7 protein-coding genes and 1 pseudogene are annotated in these 14,296 nt (G+C 65.5%); 6 read left to right on the plus strand and 2 right to left on the minus strand.

What is annotated here, in order from left to right; all coding sequences use genetic code 11:
• The 6 genes and pseudogenes from FL344_RS38700 to FL344_RS30440 all read left to right on the plus strand — a co-directional run.
• The coding region (locus FL344_RS38700) for a hypothetical protein (protein ID WP_194863311.1) at positions 1 to 3,876 on the plus strand (3,876 nt) is incomplete at its 5' end.
• A complete protein-coding gene (locus FL344_RS30425) occupies positions 3,873 to 5,468 on the plus strand; it encodes a hypothetical protein (RefSeq protein WP_141620995.1) in 1,596 nt (531 codons plus the stop codon). The genes FL344_RS38700 and FL344_RS30425, both read left to right, overlap by 4 nt.
• Positions 5,469 to 5,589: 121 nt before the next feature.
• Entirely contained in the window at positions 5,590 to 6,093 is a 504-nt protein-coding gene (locus FL344_RS30430; protein ID WP_141620996.1) for a transposase, read from the plus strand.
• 90 nt (positions 6,094 to 6,183) lie between these two features.
• Positions 6,184 to 6,953 (plus strand): IS5 family transposase gene (locus FL344_RS30435; RefSeq protein ID WP_141620997.1). Its coding sequence is split into 2 segments (ribosomal slippage): positions 6,184 to 6,535 and positions 6,535 to 6,953, totalling 771 coding nucleotides; the frame shifts between segments, so codons are not numbered across the junction.
• A 209-nt stretch (positions 6,954 to 7,162) separates the two neighbouring features.
• A pseudogene (locus FL344_RS40110) lies at positions 7,163 to 7,381 on the plus strand (metallophosphoesterase); the annotation flags it as partial.
• Positions 7,382 to 7,870: 489 nt separating this feature from the next.
• Positions 7,871 to 13,126 (plus strand): metallophosphoesterase, encoded by a 5,256-nt coding sequence (locus FL344_RS30440; RefSeq protein ID WP_368667456.1) that lies wholly within the window; start codon positions 7,871 to 7,873, stop codon positions 13,124 to 13,126.
• An 81-nt stretch (positions 13,127 to 13,207) separates the two neighbouring features.
• Here FL344_RS30440 and FL344_RS30445 read toward each other — a convergent pair whose 3' ends face one another.
• Entirely contained in the window at positions 13,208 to 13,885 is a 678-nt protein-coding gene (locus FL344_RS30445; protein WP_141620999.1) for an IS630 family transposase, read from the minus strand.
• Complete coding sequence (locus FL344_RS40115; RefSeq protein ID WP_194863313.1) at positions 13,776 to 14,252, minus strand: helix-turn-helix domain-containing protein; 477 nt, start codon at positions 14,250 to 14,252, stop codon at positions 13,776 to 13,778. The genes FL344_RS30445 and FL344_RS40115 overlap by 110 nt, the downstream gene beginning before the upstream one ends.
• Between the last annotated feature and the right edge of the window lie 44 nt (positions 14,253 to 14,296).

Here is a 14,296-nt window from a genome sequence, read left to right on the forward strand (position 1 = left end):
GGCCCCCACCCGTTGCTGGCGCCCTGGCTGGCCCGTCAGTCACCCTTTCCCCCCCTGGTAGCTGCACAGCGGGCCATCGACTTCGCGGGCGCGGCGCACGAGCCCGCCAGTGACGCCCTCCTGGGAGCGCTCGCGGCGCTGACGGGACAGACCTCTCTTCTCTTCCAGGGCCTCCCGGGGCGGCTGGTGGCGGCGGGCTTCCCCACCATTGCCCAGCACCTCGAGACCTTCACCGCCCACTCCCACGAGGACCTCGCCCGGCTCCGGGAGCGCCACCACCAGAAGGCCCAGGCGCTTGAGATGCTGGTCCGGACCGAACAGAAGAATCCGGGGGGAGGGCCGGCCTGGCAGGTTTGGAAGCTCATCGTGCTCCGGCTCAACGCGCTGCGCGACCGGCTGGAGCAGCCTACGAAGCGGGAGGCTGCGCTGGAGGAGCTGGCGGCCATCAAGCCCGCCAACCTCTGGAAGCAGGGGCTGGAGGACGCAGGCTTCCGCGGGCTCAACCCCAAGGCCGAGGAACTCATCCCACAGTGGATCGAGGACTACCAGCGCAACCTTCCCGTCGCGACCGAGGTCCTGGCTGAGCTACCCGCAGGGTTGCTGTCACCCTTGGGCGCTAGCGTCCTGCGCGATGAGCTGGAAGTCCTCAATCGGCGGGGGGCGCTGGGGCGGATTGCTGCCGGGTACCTGTCGCGGCTTGTCGATGCGCCGACCCGGGTCCACACGCCGGAGGGCGGTGCCTCCTTCGAGGAGGAGGTCCGGGAGATGTTCCGGCAAGGGCTGTCCCGGCCCTGGCTCCGCTGGCGGTTCCAACTCGCGGGCGACGCGGACTGGGTGCAGTGCGCCGGCGAGGACATCCTGGAGGAACTCGCCGGCCTTTGCGCGCCCCGCGCCGTGGCGGGCGCGTACCTTTCGAAGAAGCGGCTGGACTTGGCCGAAGCGTTGGTCGAGCACCTTGAGGGCCCCGAAAAAGACGCGGTGGGGGCCGAGGTGAGGGCTGCCATCGACGACGCCCGCCTCGAACTGGCGGCGATGGTGAAGAGCTTCCTGCTCGAACCCATCGAGCAGGCCCTGAACGGGGGAGCCCACGACGATGCGGCGCTGAGCCAGCAGCTCACGGAACTCCAGATGCGGGCCGCAGGCCTGCTGCGGGAGCTGTCGCGGCTGCCCTATGCCGCCGCGGATGACCAGTTCAACCAGCTGTCGGTGGAGACCGACCGGGCCCTGGCCCGCTGGCACACGTTCAACCAGCGGCGGCGCCAGGATGTCCATGACCAGTTTATGCCCGCGCTAGATGCCATCTTGAAGGGCCGGCGGCTGGAGGAAGGCCCCATCCTGGCGAGGGCGCTGGAGGCCGCGCTCGCGGGCGACCTGCTGGAGTCCCGGCGGAACCTGGCGCTGCTGTCGCTGCCTTCCAACCACCCCAGTCGCAATCTCCCTCCTATCCTTCGCACGGGGGGCGCCACGGCCTTCGCGTCGCCTCGCGCCCCACGCATTCGGACCGTGTCGCCCGTGGAGGTCGGCTCCCTCAGCCGCTTCGCCCGGCAGGCCTGGGACCGGATGGAGGTCCCCGCCGACTTTCGGCTGCCCTCGTCCCAGTCCACGGGGCTGCTGGCGCCACACGAGCGTCAGGCCATCCAACTGCGCAGCGCGAAGATGCTCCACGCGCAGCATGGGCGGTGGCGCCCCGTCCTAGCCCGCTGGGCCCTGGACGAGGGATTCGCCCAGGCGCGGGAACGTGGCTTCGGGCGTGCCTCGGAGTACGCCCGGGACGCCACGCTGCTGCTGGCCAGTGATCCCGATTCGGAGGAATCCCGCTGGTTCCTGGATGAAGCCCTGACGCTGTGGCTCGCCGCTCGGCTCGAGGGCAGCCATCTAGCCCGCGCCCGCGAGTCGCTGCCCTGGGACGAACTGCGCAATCACCTGCGCATCGCCTTTCTCATCCGCCGGTTCGTTGAGTACCGCGGGCTCGACGTCCTGGCGTCCACCATGCTCGAGGTGGCGGCCATTGGAGGCTGGGCCTTGCCCCGGCTGCTGTCCACCCTGGGCGAGAACGACCACCACCTGCGCGGGTTGCTGCTCCGGGACGTGCTCCGCGTCGGCGCCGACCACGACACCCGGCTGGTGGCCCGGGTGGTCGTGGACCTGCTCAACCCCTGGCTCGCCCTTGAGGTCGCGGAACAGCTGGAGGATCTCTTCTCGCAGTGGTCAGGCTCCTGGACGCAGCAGTCCCTGGACGAGTGGCTCGCTCGGCTCATCCGGTCGCTGGAGGAGGTCGGCGTTCCTTCCGAGCTGTGCGCCCGGATCAAGGAGCCCTTCCTGCCGCGGTTGTTCTCTCCCAACACACCGTCCAGCGACACGCGCTTCTCGTGCAGCTTGGCGACTACCCTGGTCTACCTCTCCTCCGCCGAGGAGTCGCCGGATGAGGGTATCCAGCTGGTGGCCAACGTCACCTACCGGGATGGCGTGGGCTATGCCCAGGACCTGAAGCTGGCCGCCACCGTGGAGCACCCGACCCTGCGGCTGGAGTCTGCGAACAAGATTCGCGAGTTGGGGCTGCTGCGTCGGGGCGACGTGAAGGACGTCGTCTTCCCGCTGGTCGCCGCTCCTGGCAGCGAGCGGGGAGGCGAGGCGGCCAAGGCTCAGGTGACCCTGCTCTTGTACCGGGAGGACTCCCGGGGCCAGACGGAGCAACTCGCACGCCGGAAGTTCCAGGTCAACGTCGTCGCCAGCTACCCCCACCAAGGGGTGGCCACCCCGTACGTCACGGGCAAGTGCCTCAACGCGCTGACCATCTTCAAGGGGCGCAACAAGGAGGTCGATGAGATCCTCGGCAAGCTGCGGGGCCAGCACGGCGACAACTTTGTACTCATCTACGGCATGCGCCGCATCGGGAAGTCGTCCCTGCTGCAGCGTCTGAGCTTCGAGGACCGCTTCCGCAAGCACTACGAGATAGTGCACCTGGACCTCGAGCGCCATCTGCTGTCGGGTGACATGCCCGCGATGCTGCTGGAGAAGTTCGCCTACCACATCCGTGAGGAGTTGACCCACGCGGGAGCGCGAGCCGTGGAGCCGCAGCTGCGTAAGGCGCCGGACTGCTACGACGGCTTCGAGAAGTACCTGCGGGGCGTGGCAGAGGCGCTCGGGCCCTCCAAGCGGCTGTTGCTGCTCTTCGACGAGTTCCAGATGCTCTTCACGAGCGAGCAGAAGGCGCTCGGCTTCGGAGACCTCATCCACACCCTGCGGCACTGGATCCAGTACCTGCCCATTGGCTTCATCGTCGCGGGAACGCCCGAGCTGAAGAAGGCCACCTTCGGTCCGGAGCAGCGGCTGTTCCAGCTGGGCCTGCCCGTGGAGCTGAAGGCCCTGGATGAGCGCGCCGCGCGCGAACTCATCCAGGAGCCGGTGGGCAAGTACTTCCACGTCACCGGTCCGGCCACCAATCTCATACTCGACGAGACGGACCGGCTGCCCAACCTCATCCAGATCGTCTGCCACGAACTCTTCCTACGGATGCTCCAGCGGCAGCAGACTGTGGCCACGCACCGTGACGTGCTGGAGGTCGTGGAGGCTGTGTCCCGACGCACGGCGCACTTCTCCTTCCTGCTCAGTGCCGTGGGGGATGACCCCCTGCGCAAGGCGGTTATCCGCGCGCTCGCCGAGCTGGGCGTGGATGACAAGCGCGGCTCCGTGGAAGACCTACTCGAGCACCTGAACAACCATGCCTATAACAAGACGGTGGATGCCGCCGCCCTGGAGCGCTGCCTCGAGTGGCTCAGCGAGCACCACCTGACGGCGCGCTGGAGGGAGGAGTTGCGGCTGCGCCCGGCGCTGCTCGCCAGGCACGTCCTTCAACGCCAGGAGTACGCACTGTGAACGCCTCCATCGACTCCCAGCCCTTTGCATCCCGGACGGCGCTGCCGCCGGGTGCACCGTCGTTCGCGGGACAGCGGCGGCTTCGCAAGCTGCTCATGACACTGGGCGGCACGACGACGACAAACTCGGTCTCCGTGGTAGGGCCGCGGCAGAGCGGGCGCTCCAGTCTCCTGCAGCAGCTCTCGCACTCCGAGTTCCTGACACAGCCAGCGCTGAAGGAGGCTGTCGTCGTCCAGGCGAGCTTTCGCGAGCACAAGGGCGAGCCGCAGGGCGCCATTCGCTACCTCATTCAGCGCATCGCGGACACCCTGGCGCAGCGAGGGCTGCCGCACCATGCGGTGGCGGACGCTGGCTCCATGGTGGTCGCGGTCAAGCATGGGCTGGCCGTTTGTCCCGGGCGGCTCATCATCGTCATCGACGACTTCGAGGCCGTGGGCTCCGACTTGCGGAGGGACCACCAGGCCGACCTGCGGCAGGCCGTCTACAACGAGACGCGCGTGGGCTACGTAATTGCCAGTCGGCTCCCACTCGCCCGCTGCCTGCAGGAGTGGAGGGACGAGCTGAGTGACTTGGCGCCCTTGCTGAACGAGATGCAGGAGCTGTTGGAGCCGCTCAGCCGCCGGGAAATCCAGGAGATGGTTCAGCGCGCGGCCGGCTTCCCCGCTGATTCACGGCAGCCGGAGCTCGTGGCGCGCTTTGTTCATGAGCGGGTCGGCGGCTATGCGCTCTGGGTCCAGCAGGCCCTAGCGGTGCTCGCGGAGGAGGATGAGCTCAAGAATGAGAAGCTTGGGCAGTTAGGAACGTGGGAGAAGCTGGAGTTCCGGCTGATGCAGCGGCTGCGGCAAGACTGGAGTTCCTCGTACCGGCGGTTGTCATCCAGCGCGCGGCATGTCCTCGAGCAGCCGGTGAAGGCCGCCGAATGGATCCTGTACGAGCTTCAGATGGCCGGCTGGGCCGCGCCTGGAACGAAGGAGTTCAGGCCCGCAGGCCTGCTGCTGAGCCATTGGCTCCAGGCGCGCTCCTTGGAGACGGACACGCCCACGGGGCCACGTGAGGAGGACTCCTATGACAAGCTGGTGCAGGTGGTCGACTCGCTGAACACGCGCTACCAGCGGCTGACGGGGCGCCACGACCACATCATTCGCCCCGATGTCTTCACGACCGCGCAGGACGTGCCCTTCCTGCGGCGGACCATCAACAGCCCGGAGGACTTCGGACGATTGGTGCTGTCGCTCGCCCGCCTCCTCAATGACGGCACCGGGGGGGGCGCGACCAAGGGGCCGCGAAGGCTCCCCGAACTCTGCTACGAGCATCCGGACTGCATCGTGCGACAGGTGATGACCCTCCGGAATGCCTGGATTCACGTTGTCCGCCCGGAAACACAGCAGCCTGAGCGGAACCTGCAGGCGGAGGCCGCCGTGTACATGCGCTACCTTGGGACGGCCGATCCGCGAACCCCCGAGCACTTCCAGCAGCTCGCGGATGCGCTCAACCAGGAGACCATCCGCTTCATCGGAGACCTGATCCCCGTCTGCCCCTTCAGCAAAGACTTGGCGGTGGAGGTACTCTTCTCCCGGAACACTGCGGCCTGAGGGCCTCCTAGCACCCCCGTGCACCGGCGCGGGCTGTTGGCGGGCGCGGCGTTTTCCTTGAGCGACGGTATTGACTACCGACAATCCATACTTGGTCCGCCATCGAAGACATGTGCCGCCTGTGAGCGGCATCACCGCCCGCAGGGCGTACTACCGCTTCAAGCTTGTTCTTCCCGGGGTGCAGGACGTGCTCGATGCGGAAGTGGGTGGTGGGGAGGGTGACTGTATGACGGCTGCCCAGATGCGCACGCTCGACCGCGAGCCGCTCGCGTACTTCGATTCGATGATGGCTGGGCCGGATAGAGCGGCGACGCGCCCTGGAACTGCACCTTATGGGCCTGCTGCTGGATGGAGAGCGCAAGGCGCGGAGCCTATGGCGGGGTGGTTGGTGGAGGTTGTTCGCCAGCGCGAGGCCGTGTGGCAGCGGCTTCAGCAGTGCGTGTCGGTGGCGGACTGGAGTGACGACGAGATTCGCCGCCAGCTGGCGCAGAATCTGGAGGCCGACCTGCCGGAAGTCGAGGCGCTGGTGGTGGACAACACGAGCTCCCCGAAGAAGAGAGTGCCCTCCGCAGGCGTGGCTCGCCAGAACTTGGGTGCCGTGGGGCGCGAAGTTGCGCGGAACTAGAGCCGGTCTCGAAATTGAGCGAGCAGGCATGAGAGCGATGGCCGGGCCGCTGATCGACATGGAGGGGATGGCCATGTTCGAAGCTGACCGGTGGACCTGACTGATGAACAGTGGAGCCTGATTGAGCCGCTACTCCCCGCGCGGAAGCTGAAGCGGGAGGACCGGCCTGGGCGAACGCCCACGCCCTCACGGGCGCTGTGGGACGGCATCCTGTGGATTCTGCGCACCGGGGCCCAATGGAGCGAGCTGCCGCGGGAGAAGTATCCGCCCTACAAAACGGTCCACCGCTGGTTTCAGGGCTGGGTAAGGGACGGTACTTTCCGCGCCGTCCTGCGAGCCTTGGCCCTGGACCTCAAAGAGCGCGGAGGATTCGACCTGGAGGAAGGCTTCGTCGACGCGTACTTCGCCTCGGCGAAAAACGGGGGTCCTGCGTCGGGAAAACGAAGCGGGGCAAGGGGACGAAGGTCATGGCAGCTGCAGACGGCGCTGGTCTTCCTCTCGCCATTGGCGCGGCAAGCGCTTCTCCCCACGAAACCAAGCTCCTCGAAGCCACCCTCGACGAGAGCCTCATCGACGAACTTCCCGAGCGGCTCATCGGCGACAAAGCCTATGACGCTGACAAGCTCGACGAGCGATTGTGGCATCAGCGGGGAGTGAAGCTGATTGCCCCGCACCGTCGAGGACGCAAGACGAAGGATGGGCGCGAGCTACGTCGATACCGCCGACGCTGGAAGATGGAGCGGCTTTTCGCCTGGCTCCAGAACTTCCGGCGTCTCGTCACTCGCTATGAAGTGAAAGTGCAGAACTTCCTCGGCTTTCTCCACCTCGGTTGCATCCTCATCCTCTTGAGGCAATTCTGAGATCACTTCTAGGGCAATTTCAACTCCAACCTTGCGCCACTCCGGGCGCCACGAGGCGGCGTCGAAAGCTTCGCGTCACCTCAACTTCACGTCGCGGGTCGCCACAGCCTCCCGTCTTCGCCCGGGCTCAAGGTCGGTACACGCTCCCGGGTGTGTGACCACGGACAAGGGCTCACGACGGTGCCATACTGGCGTGCAGAGGGGGTACCATGGGCCACCGGCTGCGCATCCTTCACATCTCTGACCTGCACATCCGCGGTGACTGGGAGAAGGAATCGTGGCGTCGGCGTCGCGTCCTTGGCGACGCCTGGAAGCGCAACCTCGACGAACTCGTCCAAGACGGCCCCGTGGACATGGTGGCCTTCACGGGAGATTTGGCCTTCTCCGGCCGCTTGGTGGAGTACGAAGGGGTAGGGCGGTTCCTGGACGAGGTGCTCTCTCGCCTCCAGTGCCCGCGCGAGCGCCTCTTCGTGGTGCCCGGCAACCACGACGTGGACCGGTCCGTGGCCCCTGAAAGTTGGAAGGAGTTGCGAGGGCTGCTTCGTCCAAGTGACGCTCAGGAATTCTCTCAGTGGATGGCCTCGGAAAAGGAGTGGGCGCCCTGCGGCTTTCGCACCACTATCCGTGACGAGGTGCTCTCGCGCCAGGCGGCCTATCGGGAATGGGTGAGGAAGGGACTGGGGCGCCCAGGCCTCCTGCCGTCGGAGGGGCTTCACCCACGGCTGGGCTACCGGGAGACGCTGCGCCTGCCGGGGCAGCCCTTCGCGGTGCACATCATCGGCCTCGATTCGGCGTGGCTGGCCGGTGACGACAACGACTCGGGCCGGCTGTGGCTCACCGAAGACCAAGTGATGCGCTTGGCCACGGAGGAAGGGCGAGAGCTCGCTGGCGTGCGCCTAGCCCTCATCCACCATCCGTTGGACCAGTTGATGGACGGCGCACATGCACGCCGGCTGCTGGCTGGGAATGTGGACGTGCTGCTACGCGGGCACCTGCATGAGGCCAAGGCGGTGTTGTCGGAGGAGCCGTCTTCTGCGCTGCGCTCGCTGGCGGCCGGGTGCCTGTATGAGAGTGACAGGTACCCCAACTCCTGCCAGTTGATTCAGATGACGGTGGATGGGCAGGGGAGGCCCGAAGCATGCGACGTGTTGTTCCGCTCCTGGTCCTCTCGTGGTCATTGGTACAGCGACGACAGTCAGTATCCTGGCACAAACGGAGGCCGGCTTCGCTGGTGGGGTCCTGAGGCGAATGACGCACGAGCAGCGGCGCCCAGAGGTCTCTTCGTTGGGCGAGAGGAACAGTTGCAGGATTTGGCGAAGGACTCAGTGGGTACTCGCCGGCCGGTAGCTGTTCAGGGGACGGCAGGCGTTAAAAGGCCCTATCTTAGCTGGCTTCACCTGTCTGATTTGCACTTGGGGGTCCACGGCTCGCGGCTGCTTCGCCCGGAGAACCGAGAAGCCTTCGAACAGGACCTGCGCCGGCTCCATGCCGGGTTGGGGCCTTGGGATCTCGTCTTCATCACCGGCGACCTCACGATGTCGGGAAGTACCCGCGAGTTTGACCTACTGAACTCCACCCTTGAGACGCTGTGGGAGTACTTCCGGAGCCTGGGCTCGGACCCAGCCCTGCTCGTGGTCCCGGGTAACCACGACCTCTGGCGTGGCCCTTCAAAGGGGGCGGGCGTGGGAGAGCGTTGCCGCGCGCTGGATGCACGTAGGGCGCTTCGCGGCTCGGAAACGAGCACGCTGGAGCAGGCCATCAGGGAGAGCTTCATCCCCTTCAACAACTGGTTCAACCGATGGTGCCTCACCCACTCATCCCCGCAGCTTCAGTCCTTCGAGAGGGGACTGCTGCCCGGAGACTTCGCTGCGACCGTGAAGACGGAGCACTTAAAGGTCGGGATCATCGGGCTCAACTCGAACTTCCTCAGCGCTGCGAAGGACCGCGCGGAGGGTAAGTACGAAGTCGACGTGGAGCAGGTCGAGTGGGCATTTGGCAAGAATGTGAAGGAGTGGGGGCAGCGTCACGACTTCGTGATGCTGCTAACGCATCATCCCCCGGCAAAGCTGCGCACCCAGTCCCTGACGAAGCTGGGCGAAGCACTCATACCACCGGAACACCTGCTCCTGCATTTGTGCGGAAGCGGGCATGCGGAGGGGGGCGCGGGCATGGAGTTCCGGTTTCGCCCTTGGTCCCTCGCCATCCAAGCGCCCTCGCTCTTCAGCGAGGCGAGGGCTGAAGCCGCGAAAGGCGCCTGGGGCTACACGGCTGGGGTGATTGACACTCCTGGCGTGGGCGGGCGCCTCATGCTGTTCCCTCGCGCCGCGTCTATCCAGAAGGGCGTGCTCATGCTGGGGGCGGATGCGAAGGCGGTGCCGGCAGGTAGGGACGCCCTTGAGATTCCTATGGCGGACCTCCTTTGGAAGAGGAGGGTGGGTGAGTCAGCAGCTCGCGTCGATGCCAAGTCTACGCTGCCCGCGCTGTCGAGTCCGGCGCCGAGTGATGCGTTCCCGCAGGTCCGGGTGCTCAAGGACTTCGCGCCACCGTCCCTTCCGCTTGGCGTGAATCTCGGGGCGATGCTGGACACGGGCGGAGAGGGGGGCGGCTGGATGGCTTGGTCACCCACGGAAGACATGCTGGGGATTGGTCTTTCGGGCGGACACATCGCGTGTTGGAAGTTGGGTGAAGACAGGTCGCGCTGGACGCTCCGGGCACACAAGATGGATGTGGCTGACCTCGCTTTCTCTCCCGACGGCGAGTTCATCGCGTCTCGCTCGAAACATTCAGCTCGCATCTGGCGGGTAGATGGACGCCGTGTCGCCCTTCCTGAGTCCTTGCGTCATGAAGGCTTGGTCATGGCGTGGTCGAGCCGTGGGGTGCTCGCGGTCGACGATGCGGAGGCAGGGGGGGTCCAGGGGTGGAACACGAGGACCTGGTCTAAAGCGGGTACCCTCACTTCAAGGGATAACTTCTTCCCCCTCAGAATAGTCTACGCTCTGGCGTGGTCTCCAGACGGAGCGATGTTGGCATGTGGCGGAGAGGGGCGGAGCAACTTCATGATCTTGGAGTTCCCACCCAACGGCGGGAGCGAATTCGCTAAGCCTGCAAGCCACGTTCATTCGCTTGGGGGGGACATCCTCGACATTGCCTGGAAGCCGGGTTCACGTCTGGTTGCCGCCGCGTCTCGGGACAAGACAATCTATGTGCTGGATGCCGATGACCAATACGACATTACGGTACTGGAAGGGCATACCGACGTCGTAACGAGCGTCACGTTCTCCTTCGACGGACAATTGCTGGCCTCCAAGTCACTTGACGGAGCCATTCGGCTGTGGCGAACCGATACCTGGGAGACGGTGGCGCAACTCCACGAGCCCGCCATGCGCCAGTCCTATGCAGGGCTGGCCTTCTCTCCCAGGAGGAATATCCTGGCTAGTTCGGACTCCGCCGGGGGGGCGGTGCGCCTCTGGGACATTGATGCCGACAAGCTCCTTGGTGCCCGCGCGGCGCCCACCATTGTGCACGAGGTGAGCGCCAAGGTCGTGCTGGTGGGAGAGGGACGCGTAGGGAAGAGCTGTCTGGCCCTGCGCATGGCGGAGGATGAGTACCGCGACTTGGACTTCACCCATGGCATGCAATTTTGGTCAATGCCCCTGGAGTCATCGAAGACGGCAGGGGCACGCCGGGAACTCGTCCTTTGGGACCTGGGAGGACAGAGCGAGTACCAGTTGGTGCACCAACTCTTCCTGAAGGACTCTGCGGCGGCCCTGATGGTGATGGAGCCCGGGCGTGGAGAGGGGGCTATGGCCGAGATCGAAGGGTGGAACCAGCGCTTGGTGTCCCAGGTGGGCGGCCGGGACATCCGCAAGATTCTCGTAGGGACCAAGGTGGACAGCCCCGTCTCCCCGGTTGACCGGCCGGCGCTAGAGGCACTGGTGCAGCGGCTGGACTGCGAGAAGAAGTTCATCCTGACGAGTGCTAAGACAGGACAGGGCATTCTCGAGCTGAAGCAGGCCCTGTCGGAGGTCATCGACTGGGCGGCCATGGAGAAGAGCAGCCGCCCTGAGCTATTCCAGCGCATCCGGGACCTCATCCAACGGCTGCGCGAGTCCAAGCGAGTGGTGCTAACGTTCAAAGCGCTGGAAGACGAGCTGCGCAAGGACACTGGGAGTGCCTATGACCCGGAGGCGCTCCGGGCGGTGGTCGGCCATCTCACGCGGCAGGGGCTTGTCGCGGACACTCGCATGGGGGACGGACAGCGGGTGCTAATCCTGGAAGTCGAGCAACTAGAGCGCTATGCGGGGGCGCTCATCGTCGCCGCCCGGGAGAACGCCCACGGGGTGCCCGCCATCAACATGGCGAAGGTCATGTCGCCGGACATGAAGTTCCCGCGCATCCTCCCGGAGCACCGGCTGCCCCGGGACCAGGAACTGCCGGTCATCGACTGCGTCATTGAGTTGCTCATTGAGCACGGCATTTGCCTGCGTCACGAGGGCCTACTCATCTTCCCCTCGCTCTTCCAGCCGCTCACGGAGGAACCCGGAACGAGCTTCTCGCGGACCATCTCGCTGCACTACGACTTCTCCGGTCCCATCGACAACATGTACGCGTCGCTCATCGCCTCGCTTGCCCTGAGTCGGCGCTTTGGCGCGATGCGGCTCTGGAAAGACCGCGCCGAGTTTGGCCAAGCCGGGAAGGACTCCTCGGGGGTACGCCGGGTTCAGAGCCAGGGGCAGAGCGCGCGGGGGATTGCCCAACTCGATGTCTACTTCGACGAGGGTACGCCCGAGTCCACGCGCGAGCTGTTCGTGAACTTTATCGAGGAACACCTGAGCGACCAGGGGGTGACGCTGCTGGAGCGGCTGGCCATCACCTGCTCCTGCGGCATCGTCTTTGCGGAAGATGTCGTCCGCAGGCGGCTCGCCGAGGGGAAGCAGGACATTGGCTGCCCCTCCTGCGACAGCCGCACGCAGATTACCCTCGGCGCGCAGCAGTCTCGTGAGCGCAATCCCGACCTGAAGAAGGATGTCCAGGCCCTGCGGACTGTAATCCGGGAGATGCGCTCCCAAGTTGTCGCGGAGGTGAAGGTGAGCATAACGGAGCAGACGAAGGCGAAGCCGGTCAAGGAGGCCCCCATCCGCATCCTTCACCTGAGCGACCTGCACGTCGAGGAGGCGGATGACCCAGACAGCCTCCTTGAGCCTCTCGCGGCGGACCTATTCGACAACAAGGAAGGGCTCGGCGTCGAGCGCCTGGACTACTTGGTGATCTCGGGCGACATCACCCAGCGGGCCAGCCAGGGTGAGTTCGAGAAGGCTCGCCAGTTCGTCTCCAAACTTATCGAGCAGTTCGGCCTCACGGCCCAGTCCTGTATCATTGTTCCCGGCAACCACGACCTGGACTGGAACACCCAGGTCTACAACTGGCAGAACAGGCGGCTGGTGACCGTGGGCAAGCTGCCAGCAGGCTCACTGCGGGAGCAAGGGGATGGGTACCTTGTCCGGGACGACGCGAAGTACCCGGAGCGGTTCAAGAACTTCTCGGACCACTTCTACCACCCGCTCATCCAGAGGGCATATCCACTCACGCCGCAAGACCAATGCATCCCGCTCCTCTTCACCGACTCGCGCATCCAGTTCCTGGCGATGAACTCGTCCTGGCAGATTGACGAATACTTCCGAGAGCGCTCCAGCATTTCCGAGCAGGCGCTCTCCAAGGGGCTCATTGCGGCGAAGGAGTTGATCAAGAAAGCCCAAGAGAAGGGAGAACTCGCGCAGGGCGACAGGATTCTCCGGTTGGCCGTCTGGCACCATCCTGTCACGGGCAACGAGAAGATGCAGGCCGACGCCTTCATGGACCGACTGCTCCAAGCGGACTACCAAGTTTGTCTGCATGGCCACGTTCACGAGGACCGAGCCGACCTATTTAACTATCTCCACCCGGTGCGGCGGATGAATGTGATTGGGGCGGGGAGCTTCGGTGCTCCGACCCACGAGCGGCCGGAGTCGGTGCCGCGCCTCTATAACCTTCTGGAGGTGCAGCCGGACCTGAAGCGCATCCGCGTCCACACCCGGGGTCGGCCCAGGAACGGAGGCCGCTGGGGCGCCCGGGCGGTCTGGCCGGGCGAGAAGCCCGGCGAATTGCGCTCCTGCTATGACGTGACGCTACCCTGACCCGGGGGACGGTCCATGCGCGTCTGGTGATGGATGTGCGCCTGGAGGCCGTCATCAGCAATTCACGCGGGCCTAAGAAGCCTAGCCCTCCGGCCGGGAGAGGTTTGGTGGGTCGTATCCGAATCTCGCCCGGGCCTTTGGGATGGTGAACCGCCAGCGGATTCGGAGCCGCTGGTGGTTGGCCCACCGCTCCCAGGCGTCTGTTTCCTGGTCGAGCTTGTCGAGGGTTGGGATGCGCCGCTTGCCCAGGCACTGACGTGAGAGCAGGGAAATCTCTATCTCCGCTTGATTGAGCCAACTACCGTGCACGGGAGTGAAATGCACAGTGAAGCGCCGCCAGAGTCGACGACCTGCTCGTGCCCCGAATCGGACCTCCAAGGCGCGGCAGGAGTGGGTGCTGAGGTTGTCGAGCACCAGGTGAATGGTTTCTGCGTCCGGGTAGTGATTGGCAACGTCCCGCAGCGCTTCAGCAAACGCCTCGCTCTTCCTGTTGGAAGTAGCCTTCACGAAGTGCCAGCCCGCTTTGGGCTCCACTGCGCAGAAGAGATTGGCAGTGCCACAACGAAAGTAGGCATAGTCTTGGCGAGCTTCCCGGCCAGGGCAGGCAGGTGAGGCAGGACGCACCCACTCCAGCAGTTGCACGGGCCTCTCATCGAAGCAGACGACAGGTTCCGCCGGGCATAGTGGCCGCGCGTACAATTCCAGTACGTCCTCCATGCGCTCTATGTACTGGGCGTCCAGTTTTGGCACGCACCACATTCTTTTCCCGCCAAGGCTTCAAATCATGACGAAGGAGCAGTTCGCGCACAGTCTCCCGCCCTACCTTCGCAACGACGCCCCTGCGCACCGCCTCCTCGGCAATGAGGCGCACCGTCCAGCGGGTGCGGCCCTCCGGAGGCGGCGCGCACACCATGGCGACTACCTCGCTGGCCTGCCTCTCCGTCAGAAGCCGCGCCGCTCCGGGCCGTTGCCTCTCATGCAGTGCCCCTACCAGCCCTTCCTCCAGGTAGCGGCGGCGTACGTTGCGCACCGTGGTTTGTGTGACGCCTACTGCCTCGGCCGCTCCCACCACCGTCCAGCCCTCGGACAGCAACTGCAGCGCCCTCGCTCGCTTCAAGACCCGCACGGACTCGCGCCCGCGGCGTGTCAGTGCCTCCAGCGCTGCCCTGT

Source organism: Myxococcus sp. AB036A, from assembly GCF_006547355.1.
GTDB lineage: Bacteria > Myxococcota > Myxococcia > Myxococcales > Myxococcaceae > Myxococcus > Myxococcus virescens.

What these genes read in the sequence shown, in the direction of transcription:
- FL344_RS30445 (WP_141620999.1), bottom strand. Translation starts at nt 13,885, where the DNA reads ATGTGGTGCGTGCCAAAACTGGACGCCCAGTACATAGAGCGCATGGAG.